Genomic DNA, 17,451 nt, shown 5'->3' with positions numbered 1-17,451 from the left:
GTTGGTGTACAATTCTTTCTGTAAATTAGGTTGAAGAAAGCAGGCCGATCAGGCTCAAATGGTAAGTGACGAAACAAACCATAAGGAGAGCCCGATGGCCTACCAATCAGAGTATACACTTTTAGAGCAAGTGATCCAAATGTTAGCCACCAAGGAAGACAGTAAATTTTCTAAGGTGATAGAAAAGGTAGTGAACGAAGCAATGAAACTTGAGCGAGCCAAAACCCTTCAGGCCGAACCCTATGAGCGGACCGAAGATCGAATGGGCTACGCCAACGGGTTTAAGAACAAAACCTTGGCTTTGGCTACCGGGAAGGTATTACTCAAGATACCTCAAGTCCGCGGACTGGAATTCTATCCCAGCTGTATCGAAAAGGGTATTCGGAGTGAACGAGCCTTAAAACTTGCGATAGCCGAGATGTACGTAAAAGGGGTCAGTACTAGACGGGTTTCAGATATCGTAGAAATCCTATGCGGCACCGAGGTGAGCTCCTCACAGGTAAGTCGATTGGCGAAGGAGCTGGATGAAGAGGCAACATCCTGGCGATCCTCGCCGGTAGGACAAATACAGTATCTCGTGCTCGACGCTACATATGAATCAGTGCGTGTAGGCTCGAAAGTGGTCAAACAGTCCCTACTGATGGCCATAGGCGTCGATTATGAAGGCAAACGTCAGATTTTGGGCACAGAAGTAGCCAATAGCGAAGCGGAGGTAAATTGGCGATCGTTTCTAGAAGGCCTGGTTCGTAGAGGGCTCCATGGTCTGACCATGATTACCAGTGATGACCATGCGGGTCTTCGAGCAGCTATCGATGCTGTGTTTCCTGGAATCTTGTGGCAACGGTGTCAATTTCACTTGCAGCAAAATGCTCGTGGTTACGTGACAAGGAAAGACGATGTCCCGGCGGTAGCGGCGGAAATCCGCAAGGTTTTCAATGCCCCAGATGAACAGAACGCCGAAAGGTACTTGCAGAGCCTGGTAGAAAAGTATGAGAAGACCCAGCCCCGTCTTGCCCAGTGGGCTGATGAAAATCTCCGGGAGGGATTAAGCGTATTTCATATCCCGGAAAACCACAGGAGGAAGTTACGAACCTCAAATTTGGCTGAACGTCAAATGAAAGAAATAAAAAGGCGAACAAAGGTCGTAGGCGTATTCCCTAATGCCGATAGTTTGCTTCGCCTTGCGGCGGCCATGCTGATCGAACAGAACGATCAATGGCAGAATGAAAAACGGTACTTACCCGAGTCTAATGATCGCCCTGCTTTTAAAGAAATTTACAGAAAAAAGGTTGCTTAATCCTACGGAATGGCATCGGCTGCTTTTTCCGTCAGTGCAGTGTTCAGTCTCATTGTTATTTACGATGCGTATCGTTTGCGTGGTGAGGTTCAGAAACATGCTCAGGTGTTAAACCGGCTCAGGGCAACCCTGGAGTTGAAGGATGAGGCTGTATTAAACGAGATGGTAGGCCACTCCCTGGCTGAGATTCTCTGGGGGATTGTTTACGGATTATCAGTCACGAGTGTTGTTCTGTTGACGCTGGGTTTCTGAGACCACCGATGAGATAATATCTGGCCGGTCGGTAATAATGCCGTCTGCATGCAGCTGGGTGAGTTTTCCAGCAATTTGAGGACTGTTAACGGTCCAATAGTACACTGCTTTCCCCAATTTGTGGGCTGTTCGGATAATAGATCCTCGGCCAAGATCGCTGTACCAAACATCCCGGGTTTCGTCGTACCGGGCGATACTGTCACGGATAAATGCGGGTAGTTTCTCTAACGTGGTGCGGAGACTGCCTTCTAGTACCGAATCAGCGGGGAGCATAAACGCATCGTAGCTTGGCCACAAAAAGAAACCGAGCCGCAGACTGGTGATTATGGCAAATATGACGGAATCCTGGGTTGATGCTGCAACCCGCAGGGGCAGAATCCCCCGGGAGAATTGAGTCAGGTAAGAAATAACCTGGTCGTCAAAGCTTGAAATAGTCACCTTGTCGGACATTCCGTATCGGGCAATGAGGCGCACCAACTCCGCTGCGGCGGCTTTCGCCTGGGAGTCTCCGCTGCCTGGCACGGTATCCTTCAGCTCCAGGAGGAATTGTTTATCCGGGAAGGCTACAAACAAATCTTCAAGTCGGGCTGGAACGAGGGTTTGGAGGATGGCACGTTCTCTCTTGGTTCCCTGGGCATTTAAATCTCGGTAGGGAAAATCCCCGTTAAGAGATTGGAACTGGGAGCCAAAGTTGAAACCTAATAGCTCATCGTAGGTAAAACTGTCCACCCGCCGGCCGCTAATTCCGGTGGTTCCCTGAATATCTAAATCATGGTGGGAAATCAGCTGCCCATCCCGGGTGAGAGCCAGATCAATCTCAAACACCTCGTAGCCCGCATCGTTCATCGCCCAAAATGAAAACACCGTATTCTCGGGATACAGAAGTTTTGCTCCTCCGTGGGGAACCACCGCCGGGGGGATTCCTGGCTCCTTTAAAAGGGGACTCGGCTGCCCCCCCTGGGGCCAATTGGGGAGCAGGTTCGTTATCGTGATAACCAGAAATACAGAAGATAGTATGTACCAGGTTCTAATCAACACTCGCATAGTTAGGAATAGTATACTATATCCCCTGAAAAGATAGCCAGGATGCTAATACATCTGATAAGGAAATGGCCTGGGTTGCATTCAGAATCCCCAGGGTCACGGTAGCTGCAAAGATTATCAGACTCATGCCGGATTTGAGGGTGATTCCATTTTTTCTGATACCCGCAGCACCGGGAATAATGCTGATGATACTGAGTAGTCCCATGATGGCCGTAAAGATGATCCGTGCCTGTAACGGGTTTTGCCGTCCCCAGGATTCTACCCTAAACCCAAGGTTTCCGAAGAATTGGCTCAGGCCTTGGAATTGGCCTAGACTTATCAGTAACCCTAATAGGATTAATATACTGCCGCTTATCAAAGAGATTGTCCTGGGATGCCGACGCATGATGGCCAAAAAAGGTTTCAAACGGTTTAGAAAAATCCCAGACAACACAAACGGAATCCCAAGACCGAGACTATACACCGTTAAAAAAATAGTGGCGGGTACGATCTGAGCCGAACTTCCAGCCAGAAATAATACACTGGCCAACATCGGACCAATACAAGGACTCCACCCGGCACCGAAGGCTGTTCCGACAACAAAGGAGCCCACCATAGATACCGGTCTTTGTGACAGATGGAAACGTTTTTCGAAATTAAGTGCGGGGATTATCGGAAAAATGGTATGGATCCCAAACAAGACAATAATAACTCCGCTGATCACTGAAATTTGGCGCTGAATCCCACTCAGAAAGAACCCAGCCCCGCTGAATACGATCCCCAGAATTACAAAGACGGTGCTAAATCCGGCAACGAAGAACAGGGTACGTCCGAGAGTGATCCAAGCCGGGGTACCATCCTCCTTAGCATTCTCACGCCGGGACTGGGCTCCGGCACTAATAAAGCTCAAATAGGAGGGGACAAGGGGAAGTACACAGGGACTTAAAAATGACAGTGTTCCGGCGCCCCCCACAAGAAGCACATTGAGTAGGTTTAGTTCCATAATCGTCTCCAGGCGCTTACCGCTAATTCAGCAGTGTAGAAAAAGCACTTCGGATAGCGGGGGTATTCCAATCTTGGGCGCCTATTTTCCCGGCGATAATCCTACCCTCAGGATCGACCAGGTAGGTTAGGGGAATGCTTCGTACACCGTATTGGTACCCAATGACGCCATTTGCATCCAGGGCCACTGGAAAACTGTAGCCAAACTCAGAGATAAAATCCTGAGCGATACTCTGGGACTCTCGTTGATTAACAGCGAGAATTTCCAGGCCGTCCCCCTGAAGGTCATCATAGAGGGCCTGCATGGAGGGCATCTCGGCTCGGCACGGACCGCACCAGGAGGCCCAGAAATTTAACAGAACGAAGCTGCCTCGGAAATCTTCCAGGGAAATCATACCATCAGCAAGATCGGGCAGCTCAAAATGAACAGACTCGATATATTCATCGAAGGGAATCATTGCCAAACCCTCGATAGCCTTGCGTACCTCCTCGGGTAGGGGATTGTCTTGAGCCGCAACGGTGCCGGTTCCCATGGATAGAAGGAACACCGCTAATAAACCGGTCAGAATCCCTTTGGTTATTGTGTTGCCCCTGAGGTTTTTCTGGGGGCGTTGGAATCCGGGTATACATAGTGAGGCATTATTACACCTAGTATCTACCATTACAATCTCCTAACACTAAAGATTTAAACCTAAGAGCCAATTGCAAAAGTCATTTCCAATTGGCATGCGCGATAATGGGAAAAGAGTAAATCATCTCGAAGAAATGATTCTCGCTTGTTGATCCGGCGCATGGTCCATGCAAAACGGCGTTTGAATGAACCTCACAGGAAATAGTATATACAAAAAAAGCTATATGTTAATCCAATACGATGTAAAACATGATAAAAAGTGTAATAAATTTATGCGGCTTTATACAGCATCACGGGTTACAAGGATTTCTCGTGGAATGGCTTGCAAACCACACCGGATACGGCTGGGCTGTCTGGGGTCCGGCCCCGTGGTAATGGGGAAGAGGGGAAGGGGGTAACCTCTTGCCAACTCAGGAATGCTAATTCCCGGCCAGGATCAGCACCGTCACATTGTATACCAGGTGAGCGGCTGCGGAGAGGACGACTCCCCGCGGAATACCATACATTATCACTGGAAGACTCAAGAGTATCCCACTAATAAAAGCGAATAGCAGTCCTGCTGGTCCGCCATACCAGTGTCCGACGGCGAAAAGCCCTGCGGTAACCAGGCCGCTGAGCGCAGTAATTCGTACTCGCCCCCATGAACTGGGTGTACCCGGGGAGCGCATAGAATGAAACGCAGTGATTCGTACTCGCCCCCGCGAACGGGCTGCCCCATGCCTCGGTACCTGGCTTCTCGTTGACAATACCTCGGTGTCCCGCCCATCCCGGGATGGGGGAGCGGGCTGTAGCGATCCTGGAGTACCTGAAATCTGCCCGTGAAATCCCTGAAAGATTCGAAAAAACAGGTATCCGCGAAAAAACAACTCCTCCCACAAGGCTGCCAATGCCACCACCAGCACATACAGAGGCTGGGAAAAGCCTGGGAACCTTGTAAAGCCCCCGGCAATACCGCTGGTCTGCTCTCCCTGCCAGGAGGTTGGCAGGCCCGTTTTGGCTAACCCCAGCCAAAGCAGGAGCAACAGTCCGCTCAGGATCCCCGGCACAATACCATATATGAATCCATGGTAGCTGATACGGCCGAGGGGACTCCGGAGGCGCTTCGGCACCCCAAATCTAACCACCCCTCGGAAGGATCCTTTGGCATCACCCCGCACCAAGGTGTACAGGAGGATCACAGAAATGGAACCCTTGACGATTGCACCTGAAATTGGGCTTAGTGGCAGAATTGACGATAAAAATAATAACACCACCAGGAATAAGTCTTTACAGAGCAAAGAACACCTCTTTATAATCAATACCTAATGACCATTGTACTTATCATCCTCGGATCAGTCATCCTATTGTTCTCATTGGTAGTCATCCGCGGCGGCGGGTTTGGCTTTCCCTGGCTGAGCTTTTATGTGAAGGGCGCAGAGTCGGGGTTCTCATTCAGGGAGCTAAACCTTCTCCGGGTCATCGCAGTGCATAATAAGCTGCCCAACCCAACATCCCTGTTCTGGTCGGAAAAGGCACTGGACCGCTGTATCCGGGGAACTATCCTGGATTATCAACGCCGGGGCAGGGCAGATACCCCGGAATCGGTGGAATTCATAGGAAAGCTATTTGAGTTTAGAAAGCGGGTGGAGTTTAATCTCCCTAAATACCGCCTGGGGCTCTCCAGTACCCGGAGCATCCCCGCTGGCCAACAGCTAAAAATTGCCCTGCCGGGGTCGGGCATATACAGCTCCAAGGTAGTGGAAAATATCAGGAAATATATCGCCATTTCTTATCCCACGGGTAAACGCCATGATCCTCTCTTTAGTTGGCGCGGTCAAAGCGTGAAAATCTATTTCTGGCGGAAGGATGACGCAGGGTATTATTTTGAAACCAAGGTTCTGGGTGACTACAGCGACCGTCAGTATCCCATCCTCCACATTCTCCATTCAGAAAACCTCATCCGCGCCCAGAAACGGGGGAGCATCCGTGTAGGTCTCCAGCAGTCAGGCAGCCTCTACCCCCTCAAGTCCCTGGGAGCTGCAAATGAATCCCCGGTCACCTCGGGGGGCTACCGATGCAAGATGGTGGATATCTCTGAAAGCGGCGCCGGTGTCATGGTGGGCGGTCGCGCCAAGGCCGGTATGGTGGTGAAGCTTCAAACGACCCTGGGCGGCCAGGATATTGTTATGTGCGGTACCGTAAAGGGTGTGACCTACAAGGAAACTCAAAATCTCTCAATACTCCACATCGAAGCGGTCTCTCCAAGCCAGGCCATGAAGAACCGTATACTAATCTATGTGTACGGAATTCTTGGGCAAGGGGATTCTAATGCTGGAGCCAAGGGTAACGCCTCAGCCCAAACATCTGCGCCCCAGGCCTAGGACCTCTGGGCAGAAAGCACTTGTGTGCCGGGCGATTCTCTGTATACTTTAGGCATGACCCCGAATCGTGGAGGAGTATTAATGATACGTAAAAAGTCACTCGCGTTCCTGCTAGCTGTGCTGCTTTGCCTTGGCATCCAAGGATTTTCTCAGGAAGAAGCACCAGGAGACACGACCCAACAAACCCCGTCCTCGCCTGAGGAATTGCAATTAAATGCCTACCTGGAAGGATTTGACCAGGTGAATTCCGATGGAAAGATACAGATCCTGCAAACCGCTCAGGACGATCCGGTTGAACAGGTCTTCCCCCTGTATACCAAAGCGTTGGAGTTCGTGATCAGTAACGGCGAAACCCTAGGGCAAGATACCCAGTTACAGCGGATTGCTTCCATCGTAGTATCTCGGCTTGAAGAGGCTGGAAATGCCCAAGTAGCCCCGAGACTTTGGACCCTGTATACCTTGAGTAGCAATACCAGCCTCGGGTTGTCTATTCTAGATGCTCTATCAAGTTTCGAGTCAGTCAGCCAGGAGGTTGTACTGCGGATGGTTTCGCGGCTGCAAACCATGGTTAATACCCGCATCGGTGGAACCGAGATTGATTTACAGCTGGCAAGTGCCTTGGTGCAAACCCTTTCTGCTCTTGGGTCCGACGCTGCCGGAGACATTCTTGTTCAGGTTATCACGGCCCGTCTTGAAGGAGATATCTCAACCCGAGCCTTTCAGGGGCTGGCACAAATGGAAACCGATTTAGTGGAATTATTTTCCCGCGCCTTCGCCCGGGCAGCAGATGAATCAAAACAAGACATTTATGACGTGTTCATGGATTCTGAAATTCCCACCCAAGACCAAAAAACCCGATTTGCGGGGTTTGTGCTCTCGAATGTATTGGGAGTTCAAACTTCAAACCAGGGTCTGCGGGCAACCCGGGAGTTCTTGCGGCAGCAGGCCGTACGGGTGCTGGCTGCAAATCCCATCCCTGAAATTACTCCCGAGCTAATCAATCACTTTAATACCTCTATCGTGGCCTTCGACCGGGGATATGGAAATAAATCGGTGGTGCTCGAAGCCATAGCAGCTCTGGGTAAAACCGGGCAACCGGCGGCAGCAAACCGGCTCACTGCATTTCTTGAGCTTATCAACACCTACACCGAGCAGGACAGGCCCTATGATCGGCAAATTGTTCTGGCGGTGATAGAAAACCTGAAAAATCTCGGTCGAGTTGAAGCATACAACGCATTATTCATGGTTACTATATTGAACTATCCGAGTACCGTGAAGGCCGCAGCCAGGGAGGCTATCAGGGCCGTTACCCGCTGATCCACCCAATCCCTGGAAGAGAACAGGTTAGTATTAAGGGGTCTCTCGACCCTGCTATCCCTGTATTCTCCTCCGCCGGGTCTGTCTGCCACGGTGCCTTGGTTCGATGGGAGGTGCCGTGGTCTATCTGGTTTCCCCGGGAGTGCCCCGGTTAGCCCTGCCCGGGGTTTATAATCTGGGATTCTTACAATTCTGGGCGGGGATTTGTCTATGTTCTTCCCTGGTAACCATTCTGGGCTTCCAGGCACCGATAATCCTGCTGATCTGCTTTTCCGTCCTTGTACTGATCCTTCTATCCCTTGTTTATATCCCTGCCCGGTGCAGGGTACTGTCCTGGACTCGGTTGCCCCGATTCCGTCGGGGTATGGTAACCGTGCTACTAATGGTTGCCCTCCTTGGTCCGCTACTCAGCCAAATACCGTTTCTTACCCTCTGGAGTCAACGTTCGGCCTGTCCTCCTGCAGTTCTTGAAGAGATTTCACGGTACGACAGCGGGGTAGTCCTGGGGGGAAGGGTGATGCAATACGGAACCTACCGACTAGCAGTAGTCACCTCCGTGGAAAACCCTCAAGGGGTGCGGCTTTGGGCTGCAACCCCCTGGGTCGGGGAGATCACCGCCCGGAAGCAAGAATCCCGGATAACCTCGCCTGCAAAGGGCGGGTCGATTTTTATGCGGATCCGGATGGCCTGCAGCTCTCTGATCCGACGCAGTTTTTCTGGAGCTGATACCCCTGAGGCTGGTGTTTCTCGGCTCAGGGCTCAGGATTTTTTGGCTGCGGTCCTCCTCGGAGACCGGACCCGGGTGCATCCGGAGCTTGAACTTCTGTTCCGCCAGGCCGGCGTGCTCCACGTATTAGCCCTCTCGGGATTCCATCTCGGTTTATTATCTTCCCTGCTGCTGCGGCTTGGCAGGGGTTTCGCACAGCGGAGTCTATTCTGCAGCCGGTTGATATCCCTGTGCATGATGATCCTGGTGGGTGGATTTTGTTTTATCGCATTGCCGGGCCCGGGGTTGTTCCGAGCTGGGCTGATGTTCGTGCTGACTGAATTATGGTTTTTTCTCCGCATTCCCATCCCCGGGGACGGGGTATTTTTTATTTCCATGGGGGTGCTCCTCGTCTTGAACCCATGGTTCCTCCTGGATTGGGGGTTCTACCTTTCGTTCCTGGCACTCTGGGGAATCATCAAGTCCCAAGCCGTGGCATCCAGGTTATTGGTGAGGATTTCCGGACGGCATCTGGCAGGATATCTCGCCCCCGGGTTGAGCGCGGTGTGGTGGACCATCCCCTTTTTTCTGGCTGTCGGGGGTGAAATCTCTCTGAACGGAATTATCTTGTCTCCGATTCTCGGTATCCTCTTGGGGGTATGGATTTATGGGGGTCTATTGGTACTCCTGACAGCCTGGGCCTTACCCATGCCGTCCTGGTTTATGGTTCTGTTTTCGAGGTTGGAGGAAGTTACAGAGACTGTTCTGCTCCGAGGGCGGCTCATACCCCCGGTGAACCTTGAAGGCTGGCCGCTAAGAGTTATTGTCGGGGTTATGTGGCTGGGTTGTACCCTCTTGCTCTGGAATAGACAATCCTGGTACCCTCGCCACCAATATGATTCCATACAACTCACCCCGGGAGCTTTCACAATTCATCCAAGAGCGGGGACTGTCCATGAAAAAGCGATTCGGTCAAAACTTCATGGTAGATCCCGGAGCGAGGCAGAGGATTGTGGATCTCCTTGATACACCCCTGGATTCAAAAGTCTGGGAAATTGGTCCGGGACTGGGTGCGATCACCCAACTCATCCTCCAGCGGGGCTTTCATGTTACCGCCTTCGAGCTTGATTTCGGATTTTCAAGGGTTCTATCCGAAGAATTTTCCCAGGAGGAACATTTTCACCTGGTTGAAGGGGATGCCCGGAAGACTTGGAAACAAGTGGCGGCTGATCACGGTATTCCTCAGGCTATCATTGGAAATCTGCCCTACCGAAGTGCCTCGGAGATCCTTGAATCCCTGATTCAGGGCGGCTGTCATCCGGGGGTAATCCTGGCAACCCTGCAAAAGGAGGGTGCTCAGCGGATAGCTGCCCGGGTAGGAGAAAAAAACTACTCCAGCTATTCAGTCATTATGCAGACCCATTACCAGCCGGAGATTGTGGGCGATATTGGGGGGACGGCGTTTTTTCCGGAACCCGAGGTGACAAGCTCTATTATCCGGCTTTCCCGGATATCGGGGAGTACCGTGGAGGGGGATCCATTGCCGGCGTGGTACTACCGGATGGTCAAGGCCGCCTTTTCATCCAGGCGAAAGACCCTGCAAAACAATCTGCGCCATTGGATCGCCCGTGAATCGGATTCTATGCCGGGCATCGATCTTCCCCTGATAGCCCGGGCTGGCTCGGACATGGGAATCACCCTAAACCAACGGGCTGAAACCCTCTCCCCAGAAGAATACCGCCGGTGGGCTGGAAACATCCAAGCATTGGCTGCCGGATAGAAAAAGCCCCCGGGGTTAAACCGGGAGCTCTAGAGTACCAGGGGAGCTGCCCAGCTGTTACAACAACGAGAGGTCCCGAAGCACCTGGTCAATGCCCTGTTTTACTTCCTCCGAGGGTGAACACATCGGCAGGCGGAAGATTTCTTCACATCTGCCTAACCGGGAGAGGGCATATTTTACCGGAATAGGGTTGGTGTCGGAAAACATGGCCTTGAAGAGGGGCAGCAGGCGGTAATGCAGGGCCCGGGCCTGGGAAACCGCGCCCTCCAGGGCATGGGTGACCATGGAAATCATCTGCTCTGGGATGATATTACTGGCAACGCTGATGACCCCGTTGCCGCCAAGAAGAAGAACCGGCAAGGTAATATTATCGTCCCCGCTGAGAAGGGTGAAATCATCGGGCCGGCCGGCTAGTACGTCCATCATCTGTCCGAGGTTTCCGCTGGCTTCCTTTACGCCTAGGATATTAGCGTGCTCGGCTAATGAGAGCAGGGTAGGGGTTGCAAGGTTCACCCCGGTGCGGCCGGGAATGTTGTAGATGATCATCGGCAGATCTACCTGCTCAGCGATAGCATGGAAGTGCTGATGGAGGCCGTCTTGATTCGGTTTGTTATAGTAGGGAGCCACCTGGAGGCTGGCGGTGGCGCCGATTTCCATGGCCTGACCGGTCATGTCAATGGCTTCGGCGGTACTGTTGGAGCCCGTTCCTGCCACCACGGGTACCCGTCCTGCAGCCTGATCTACCACTATTTTTACTATTTGTATGTTCTCCTTGTGGGTTACCGTGGGGCTTTCGCCGGTGGTGCCTACAGGAACCAGCCCGGATATGCCTGCCTGGATTTGACTTTCCACCAAGGTTCGAAGCCGCGGTTCGTCCACCGATCCGTTCTTTAGAAACGGGGTGATAAGAGCCGTGAAGACGCCGGAGTATTGTTGTTGAATCGTCATAATTACATCCTTTTTGTAAAGGTTTTGTGGAGCACCAGCGCCATGGGTGTTCGGTTGGCTGGCACCCGGTTTTCAGGTTTCCGCATTGCCCATGCGGCGGGATTAGAGCCCCAGATAATCCTTAAAGAATTGATCCGCATGGAACACCCCGGGTTTATTTTTTAACCACTCCAGACCCAAGACTGCGCCCAGGGCGAATCCCTTCCGAGACCGGGCTGTGTGGGTAAGGGCGATGGTGTCCGCTTCGCTGTCCAGGGTGATTGTATGGGTTCCGGGAACCGCACCGCCACGGGTACTGCTCACATGAAGCTCTTCATCCCTGATCGCCCGGTGGGTCAGCGCCTCCGTCTGGAGCTCTGTTTTCCTGGAAAGGTTCTCTAAAATCACCTGGGCTATGCTCAAGGCTGTCCCGGAGGGACTGTCTTTCTTGTGACGGTGATGGTATTCATGAACCATGATGTCATACTCATGGATGTTCTCGATAAGATGGGCAGCCTGTTTTGTCAGGGCGAATAAGAGGTTCGCTCCCACCGAAAAATTCGATCCGTACAACAGCGCCCCTCCCGCCTCATAGAGGGAGAATAGCTTCTCCTTCAATCCATCCCAGCCGGTTGTTCCGAGGACGACGAGCAGATTCTGTTCGGTGTAGACCTGGGCGTTCTCAATCATGCCCTCGGGCAGACCGAATTCTATTACCCCCTCCACATCCTCGAGGGCCTGGGGATTCACGATTGGAAAATCCGCTCCCGGGGCTTGAGGATCGATTCTTGAAACAACCTGATGTCCCCGGTCCAGGGCAATTTCTTCTATCAGCCGGCCCATTCTTCCGTAGCCAACAATAGCAATTCTCATACCTACACCTCTGTCTGGGATATGGTTAATGCGCTGACGTTCACAATATCATCTACGGAACATCCCCGGGACAGGTCGCTGATGGGTTTTGCAAAGCCCTGGAGGATCGGACCGATAGCCTCTGCCCCTCCCAGACGCTGAACCAGTTTGTAGCCGATGTTGCCCGCTTGAAGGTCCGGAAAAATCAGGGTATTGGCGGATCCTGCCACCTTGGAATCCGGAGCCTTTTTGGCGGCTACCGAGGGAACAAGGGCGGCATCCAGCTGCAGTTCTCCGTCTACCGCCAGATCCGGCCGCTGGGTTTTAATTATCTCCAGGGCCTGCACCACCTTATCAACCTCGGGGCCCCCCGCAGATCCCTTAGTCGAATAGCTCAGCAACGCCACCCGAGGTTCGGTCTGCAAAAAGGTCTTACAACTCTCCGCTGCCGCCAGGGCGATTTCTGCCAGTTGTTCGGCTGTCGGGTTGGGAATGGTCGCACAGTCCGAGAACACCATTCTGCCCTCAGCCCCCCAGGCGGTATCGGGGTGGATCATGACGAAACATGAAGAAGCGCTCTTGATCCCCGGTTTTGTTTTGATGATTGTAAAGGCTGCTTTAAGCACATCCCCGGTGGTATTCTCCGCCCCGGCAACCATGGCATCCGCCTTGCCGAGACGTACCATCATGCATCCCCAGCGCAGCGGATCAAGAATATCACCGGCTGCCTTCTCCGGAGTCATTCCCTTATGTTTACGAAGCTGGAAATACTCTTCAGCGAATCCGGGAAGCTCGGGGCTTTCCCCGGGGTTTTCCAGGGTGATTCCATCCAGAGCTACTCCAAGGGGCTGGGCTGCCTTCCGAATTTCCTCAGGGATTCCGATCAGCGAGACCGAGGCGGCTATACCCTTATCAAGGATGATTCTTGCTGCCTGAATGGTCCGTGGTTCGGTACCCTCGGGAAGTACGAGAGCCTTCCCGAGGCTGATGGCCTTCTGCTGAATAGTTTCGATAAATGTCATAAAATGCCTCGTAAAAATAAAACGGTATTGTATATCCCCAGCCTACCATATATCATCCAGCCATGACCATCGGTATCTATGGACTTGGGCGATTCGGCCTCTTCTGGGCAGGAAAAATGGCTTCCCTGGGGCGGGTAGTGGGGTACAACCGAACCCCCCGGAGATTTCCCCCCAGCATTGAATTGGTGCCTCTGGACGGCCTTTCGGAATGTGACGTCGTATTTATTTGCGCAGCCATCTCCGCAATACCCCAGGTTGCGAAAGATCTATCAGCGGTACTAAGGCCTGGAACCCTGGTGATGGATACCTGTTCCGTCAAGGAGTTTCCTCTGGCATCCCTGGTCCGCTATCTGCCCGAACAGATTGACGTGATCGGTACCCACCCGATGTTTGGACCGGACTCAGCGGACTCCTCCTTACATGACCTGCCTATGGTAGTGACCCCGACCCGGGGATCTGACTCCCTGGTGCAGGAATGGGCGGATCGGTTTAGTTCCCTGGGGATGCGGGTGATGGTGATGAGTCCTGAGGACCACGACCGGGAGGCTGCTCGAACCCAGGGCATCACCCATTTCATCGGCAGACTGTTAGCTAGTCTAGATTTGAAGCCCTCACCCATGGGTACCCTTGGATTCAAGAAAATTTTTGAGGTAATGGAACAAACCTGTAACGACCCCTGGCAGCTGTTCCTGGACCTTCAGCAGTATAATCCCCATACAAAAGAAATGAGAGAACAGATGGTGGGGAAATTCGATGAATTAATTCAGGTTCTTTCCGGGTTGTCTGACAATTCCACCCATGACGATGGATTGACAGAAAAATAGGATTACCGGGAGAATAGATGGCGCAGCACGGGTTGGCGCTGTACGGTACAGTGATTTAGGCATGCAAGGGAGGGGCTATGGCAGAGCTTCGATTAAAGACTATTGACGAGGCGGAGATTGAAACCGTCTTTGGTGAAGATTTTATATTTGAGGGTGATTTTACCTGTGATCATCCCGTTCTGATTAAGGGGAACCTGACGGGAACCATCGCGGTAGACACCGATGTGTACATCCATCAAGCCGCCCGGGTGCATGCCCAGCTTCAAGCGGAAACCGTAAGCGTCCGGGGTACCGTCTCCGGTTCGCTGAAGGCCCGCAGCCGGGTTGAGCTCTTCTCCACCGGCCGGTTCCAGGGCGAACTGGAGTGCGCAGATCTCCTGGTGCAAAGCGGCAGCAAACTTCAGGGCCAGTGTCAGATGGAGATCGGGCCTATTTCGAGCCCCGCGCTCCCAGGCCCTCCCGGCGACCAGACCTCCGGTGTTTCCCAGGGGAATCCTCGGGGAACAGCTGCGGCTGGGGATGGAAGCTCCATGGACCGTTCCGGGGCGGCCCCTCCGGGTTCCCCGGGGTCTCCGAAATCCGAATCCTCCCAATCCGAGGGTGAGGCTGCTCCGGATTCAGGGGGATTCAAATTCCGCGGAAATAAACCCCTGGACAGCCTAACCTGGGCGGTCCTGGCAGGACTAATGACCCTCTGGACCCTGGCTATGCCCGGAACGGTTCACGCCCAAACCGTGCCGGGAGCAACGAACCAGGAGGCAGCCAAACCCGATGCCCTGGCACAATGGCGCCAGGGGAACTATCAACGGGCAGTAGAAATCACCCTGGAGGAACTTTCCGATGATCCCCGGAACCTAAATAGCTACACGGTTCTGGGCTGGGCTCTCCTGGATCTCGGCCGCTACCGTGAAGCCCGGGATTACAGCCTGGAGGCCCTTCAGGTGGCCCGGTATGACTACCGAATCCTCGGAACCCTCGGCGAGGCGTATTTTCAATTAGGGGACAACATCCGTGCCCTGCAGTATCTTCAGGAATACGTTCAGGTCCGTCCCCAGGGCAGCCGAATTGACCGGGTGTACTACCTCATGGGAGAGGTGTTTATGCGCCTGGAGGAATTTCACCGCGCAGATATCGCCTTTACCACCGCGGTGTTTCATAATCCCCAATCCCCTCAGTGGTGGTTGCGTCTTGCTACAGCCCGGGAGCGAGCGGAAAACCTGATTCTTGCCGAACAGGCCTACCAGGAAGCCCTGAACCGCTCGCCATCCCTGACCGAGGCCCAGCAGGGGCTGCAGCGGGTTCAGCAGGAAAGCCGGGGCGGCTGATTTCCTGGGACGCTGTTTGGGGGCCCCACCGGCCTGGTTCCTAAGTGGTGTACCCGTGGCTGGCCATGGGCTGACCAGAGCCCGGGTAACGGTACTGGGTCCTCACCAGGTTGGGGTATGGCTGTTTTAATCATGACAATTTCTATCAATTTTAACCATGGACCAAGCATCCATGGTTTTTTTGTTTTTGGGGAGTTATACTAGAACCAGAAACGAAAGGATGGCGGGTGGATTATCTGCCCGAGAGGAGAGAACTATGTCAAAATACAAAATTTTTATTGGTGTGTTATTGTTGCTGCCCGGCATCTTGTTTGCCCAGGCAGATCCCTTTTTGCCGCCTACCCCGGTTGCGGTTGGTCAAGGCGGCGCTTTTACGGCTAACGCCGAGGGGATGAATGCGTTTTTCTATAATCCGGCGGGATTCGCCCGGGACGGGGAGTTTACCCTGCTTTCGGTTACTCCCTGGGCCTTCATGGATAAGAGCCTTTTGGACTTCCTCATGCAAGAGCTCAATTTGTCTTCTGAGCAAGATGAACCAGCGGGGTCCGTGTCTCGGCAGTTAGACCCGGAAACACTGGCTCAGTTCGGCATCGATGATGAGGCTATTGCAGGCTTGGAAGAGGTGGCGAACTGGGGTGGGGGGTTAACACCCGAGCAGCAGGAAGCAGCCATCAACAGTGTTGTGACCGACGAAACGGTAAAGAAAAACCTCGAAGAATCGGGGGTGGATGTTGAGTCCCTCAAAACCCTTATTGAAGATCCGGAAACCACCCAGGAGCAGCTTTCTGAAGCTCTGGGAGGTGTGGTGATCGCGGTAATCTCTAATCCCGAGATTCTTGACAGCACCCTGACTGCAGCTAGTGCAGGGGCGGAATCCGCAGGGGGGCCAAAACTCCCTGAAGAGACCATTGATAAGGTGGCCTCGACACTTGACCCTGCCTCCAACCCCAAGATCCCCTCAGGTAACCTCCGAGCAGGGGCACAGGTAGCCTTGGGATATGTCGGCCACGGCTTCGGTCTGGGTGCCTTTGTGACCGCTGATGCCCAGTTCAGGGGAAAGAATATCTTCGGTACCAAGGGTCGGATTCTCAATACCGTAACCCTGGCCGCCGGACTTGCCTTTCCCATCGGCCCCATTACCCTGGGAGCCCAGGTACGCCCGACCTTCATGGGATACTCCAATGTGAATCCCTCTTCAATGATAAACACCCTGCTAGCCGGTGGTGAGCCTGATCTCCAAGCACTTATCGGTGATGTGTACACCGGGTTCCGGATCGGCGTGGATGTGGGTGCTCTGTGGGATATCGGGCCCTTTACCCTGGGGGCTGCAATCAAGGATATTCTGCCCTTCAAACTCCAGCAGGCCACCAAGTACACCGGTGAGGAGTACATAAGTCTTCTTACCGCAGGGGAACTGCCCCTGAACACCGGAGCACCCGTTACGGCTGATGAGCTGTACGATGTGCCTCCCTTCAAGCTGAATGTAGGGGCATCCTTCCATCCCGATCTTGGCGCCCTGTCGGTATTGTTCGACCCCAGGATCAGTGTGGATGTACGGGACCTAATCGGTATTATCCGGGCAGGAAACGACGATGCCTACCTGGATCCCACGGTTTGGGACTTCCTGAATATCGGCGCGGAGGTTAAGATCCTTCGGTTTGCCTCCTTCCGGGCCGGAATGTATGACGGCTACCTGACAGCCGGGGTGGGAGCCCACCTGCTGTTCTTGGATATTAACGCCGCTGTTGCTATCTCTGAACCCCGTGAGGTTGATGGATCATTACAGTTTAAAAACATTGGATTCACCCTGGAGACCGCCATTCGGTTCTGATCTCAGGTGATTGCCAAAGGTGCCTTCAAATAGGCATGACGAACCGCCCGGAGTCCGGGCGGTTTTTTTATGTCCAGATGCTTGACAATATGCCTTTAGGCTGGTACATTCCGAACCCTAACGTGGGCCGCTAGCTCAGCTGGTAGAGCAACGCCCTTTTAAGGCGTGGGTCACTGGTTCGAATCCAGTGCGGCTCAACGTTTCTATTGACACAGGATAGGTCCCTCAGGGTATATTCTGGTCGAGTATATGTCTCCTTCGTCTAGCGGTTAGGACACCGGGTTTTCATCCCGGCAACAGGG

16 protein-coding genes and 1 tRNA gene are annotated in these 17,451 nt (G+C 53.2%); 10 read left to right on the top strand and 7 right to left on the bottom strand.

Annotated elements, in window-relative coordinates; translation table 11 throughout:
• The first annotated feature begins 94 nt into the window (after positions 1-94).
• Both DC28_RS12680 and DC28_RS16290 read left to right on the top strand, forming a co-directional pair.
• The gene (locus DC28_RS12680; protein ID WP_037545877.1) at positions 95-1,297 is read left to right on the top strand and encodes an IS256 family transposase; all 1,203 of its coding nucleotides are present in this window, start codon (positions 95-97) and stop codon (positions 1,295-1,297) included.
• 9 nt (positions 1,298-1,306) lie between these two features.
• Positions 1,307-1,549, top strand: coding sequence for a divergent PAP2 family protein (locus tag DC28_RS16290; RefSeq protein ID WP_081942196.1), 243 nt, complete (start codon positions 1,307-1,309; stop codon positions 1,547-1,549).
• On the opposite strand, the gene DC28_RS12675 is transcribed toward DC28_RS16290, so the two are convergent.
• The 4 genes from DC28_RS12675 to DC28_RS16955 all read right to left on the bottom strand — a co-directional run bounded on the left by DC28_RS12675 (position 1,511) and on the right by DC28_RS16955 (position 5,101).
• A complete protein-coding gene (locus DC28_RS12675) occupies positions 1,511-2,593 on the bottom strand; it encodes a glycerophosphodiester phosphodiesterase family protein (RefSeq protein WP_037549378.1) in 1,083 nt (360 codons plus the stop codon). The two genes, DC28_RS16290 and DC28_RS12675, sit on opposite strands and share 39 nt — an antisense overlap.
• Before the next feature lie 16 nt (positions 2,594-2,609).
• Positions 2,610-3,575: a cytochrome c biogenesis CcdA family protein gene (locus DC28_RS12670; protein WP_052078876.1), complete on the bottom strand. Its 966-nt coding sequence runs from the start codon at positions 3,573-3,575 to the stop codon at positions 2,610-2,612.
• 22 nt (positions 3,576-3,597) lie between these two features.
• Complete coding sequence (locus tag DC28_RS15850) at positions 3,598-4,236, bottom strand: TlpA disulfide reductase family protein (RefSeq protein ID WP_052078875.1); 639 nt, start codon at positions 4,234-4,236, stop codon at positions 3,598-3,600.
• A gap of 388 nt (positions 4,237-4,624) precedes the next feature.
• A complete protein-coding gene (locus DC28_RS16955) occupies positions 4,625-5,101 on the bottom strand; it encodes a CPBP family intramembrane glutamic endopeptidase (protein ID WP_408020237.1) in 477 nt (158 codons plus the stop codon).
• A gap of 408 nt (positions 5,102-5,509) precedes the next feature.
• Here DC28_RS16955 and DC28_RS12655 point away from each other — a divergent pair, with 408 nt between their 5' ends.
• The 4 genes from DC28_RS12655 to rsmA all read left to right on the top strand — a co-directional run bounded on the left by DC28_RS12655 (position 5,510) and on the right by rsmA (position 10,368).
• Complete coding sequence (locus DC28_RS12655; protein ID WP_037549376.1) at positions 5,510-6,565, top strand: flagellar brake protein; 1,056 nt, start codon at positions 5,510-5,512, stop codon at positions 6,563-6,565.
• 81 nt (positions 6,566-6,646) lie between these two features.
• On the top strand, positions 6,647-7,882 hold the full coding sequence (locus DC28_RS12650; protein ID WP_037549374.1) for a HEAT repeat domain-containing protein: 1,236 nt from the start codon (positions 6,647-6,649) through the stop codon (positions 7,880-7,882).
• A gap of 118 nt (positions 7,883-8,000) precedes the next feature.
• Complete coding sequence (locus DC28_RS15845; protein WP_052078874.1) at positions 8,001-9,614, top strand: ComEC/Rec2 family competence protein; 1,614 nt, start codon at positions 8,001-8,003, stop codon at positions 9,612-9,614.
• Positions 9,544-10,368, top strand: a complete 825-nt coding sequence (rsmA, locus tag DC28_RS12645; RefSeq protein ID WP_162180239.1) for a 16S rRNA (adenine(1518)-N(6)/adenine(1519)-N(6))-dimethyltransferase RsmA — start codon at positions 9,544-9,546, stop codon at positions 10,366-10,368. The genes DC28_RS15845 and rsmA overlap by 71 nt, the downstream gene beginning before the upstream one ends.
• Before the next feature lie 57 nt (positions 10,369-10,425).
• On the opposite strand, the gene dapA is transcribed toward rsmA, so the two are convergent.
• The 3 genes from dapA to pta all read right to left on the bottom strand — a co-directional run bounded on the left by dapA (position 10,426) and on the right by pta (position 13,169).
• Positions 10,426-11,316: a 4-hydroxy-tetrahydrodipicolinate synthase gene (gene dapA, locus DC28_RS12640; protein WP_037549372.1), complete on the bottom strand. Its 891-nt coding sequence runs from the start codon at positions 11,314-11,316 to the stop codon at positions 10,426-10,428.
• Between the two features lie 102 nt (positions 11,317-11,418).
• A complete protein-coding gene (dapB, locus tag DC28_RS12635; protein WP_037549370.1) occupies positions 11,419-12,168 on the bottom strand; it encodes a 4-hydroxy-tetrahydrodipicolinate reductase in 750 nt (249 codons plus the stop codon).
• 2 nt (positions 12,169-12,170) lie between these two features.
• Positions 12,171-13,169: a phosphate acetyltransferase gene (gene pta, locus DC28_RS12630; protein WP_037549367.1), complete on the bottom strand. Its 999-nt coding sequence runs from the start codon at positions 13,167-13,169 to the stop codon at positions 12,171-12,173.
• A gap of 62 nt (positions 13,170-13,231) precedes the next feature.
• Here pta and DC28_RS12625 point away from each other — a divergent pair, with 62 nt between their 5' ends.
• The 4 genes from DC28_RS12625 to DC28_RS12610 all read left to right on the top strand — a co-directional run bounded on the left by DC28_RS12625 (position 13,232) and on the right by DC28_RS12610 (position 17,346).
• Positions 13,232-13,993, top strand: a complete 762-nt coding sequence (locus DC28_RS12625) for a prephenate dehydrogenase/arogenate dehydrogenase family protein (protein WP_037549364.1) — start codon at positions 13,232-13,234, stop codon at positions 13,991-13,993.
• 77 nt (positions 13,994-14,070) lie between these two features.
• Entirely contained in the window at positions 14,071-15,318 is a 1,248-nt protein-coding gene (locus tag DC28_RS15840; RefSeq protein WP_052078872.1) for a polymer-forming cytoskeletal protein, read from the top strand.
• A gap of 256 nt (positions 15,319-15,574) precedes the next feature.
• Complete coding sequence (locus DC28_RS12615) at positions 15,575-17,149, top strand: hypothetical protein (RefSeq protein ID WP_037549362.1); 1,575 nt, start codon at positions 15,575-15,577, stop codon at positions 17,147-17,149.
• A 124-nt stretch (positions 17,150-17,273) separates the two neighbouring features.
• Positions 17,274-17,346: transfer RNA gene (locus DC28_RS12610), tRNA-Lys, on the top strand.
• The last annotated feature ends 105 nt before the right edge of the window (positions 17,347-17,451 follow it).

Source organism: Spirochaeta lutea (assembly GCF_000758165.1).
GTDB classification, from domain to species: domain Bacteria; phylum Spirochaetota; class Spirochaetia; order DSM-27196; family Salinispiraceae; genus Spirochaeta_D; species Spirochaeta_D lutea.
This window is presented reverse-complemented; position numbering and strand designations above follow the sequence as displayed.

Excerpts from the sequence above, each read along its gene's own strand:
- DC28_RS12680 (WP_037545877.1), top strand. The coding sequence starts at position 95 with ATGGCCTACCAATCAGAGTATACACTTTTAGAGCAAGTGATCCAAATG.
- DC28_RS16290 (WP_081942196.1), top strand. The coding sequence starts at position 1,307 with ATGGCATCGGCTGCTTTTTCCGTCAGTGCAGTGTTCAGTCTCATTGTT.
- DC28_RS12675 (WP_037549378.1), bottom strand. The coding sequence starts at position 2,593 with ATGCGAGTGTTGATTAGAACCTGGTACATACTATCTTCTGTATTTCTG.
- DC28_RS12670 (WP_052078876.1), bottom strand. The coding sequence starts at position 3,575 with ATGGAACTAAACCTACTCAATGTGCTTCTTGTGGGGGGCGCCGGAACA.
- DC28_RS15850 (WP_052078875.1), bottom strand. The coding sequence starts at position 4,236 with ATGGTAGATACTAGGTGTAATAATGCCTCACTATGTATACCCGGATTC.
- DC28_RS12655 (WP_037549376.1), top strand. The coding sequence starts at position 5,510 with ATGACCATTGTACTTATCATCCTCGGATCAGTCATCCTATTGTTCTCA.
- DC28_RS12650 (WP_037549374.1), top strand. The coding sequence starts at position 6,647 with ATGATACGTAAAAAGTCACTCGCGTTCCTGCTAGCTGTGCTGCTTTGC.
- rsmA (WP_162180239.1), top strand. The coding sequence starts at position 9,544 with ATGAAAAAGCGATTCGGTCAAAACTTCATGGTAGATCCCGGAGCGAGG.
- dapA (WP_037549372.1), bottom strand. The coding sequence starts at position 11,316 with ATGACGATTCAACAACAATACTCCGGCGTCTTCACGGCTCTTATCACC.
- dapB (WP_037549370.1), bottom strand. The coding sequence starts at position 12,168 with ATGAGAATTGCTATTGTTGGCTACGGAAGAATGGGCCGGCTGATAGAA.
- pta (WP_037549367.1), bottom strand. The coding sequence starts at position 13,169 with ATGACATTTATCGAAACTATTCAGCAGAAGGCCATCAGCCTCGGGAAG.
- DC28_RS12625 (WP_037549364.1), top strand. The coding sequence starts at position 13,232 with ATGACCATCGGTATCTATGGACTTGGGCGATTCGGCCTCTTCTGGGCA.
- DC28_RS15840 (WP_052078872.1), top strand. The coding sequence starts at position 14,071 with ATGGCAGAGCTTCGATTAAAGACTATTGACGAGGCGGAGATTGAAACC.
- DC28_RS12615 (WP_037549362.1), top strand. The coding sequence starts at position 15,575 with ATGTCAAAATACAAAATTTTTATTGGTGTGTTATTGTTGCTGCCCGGC.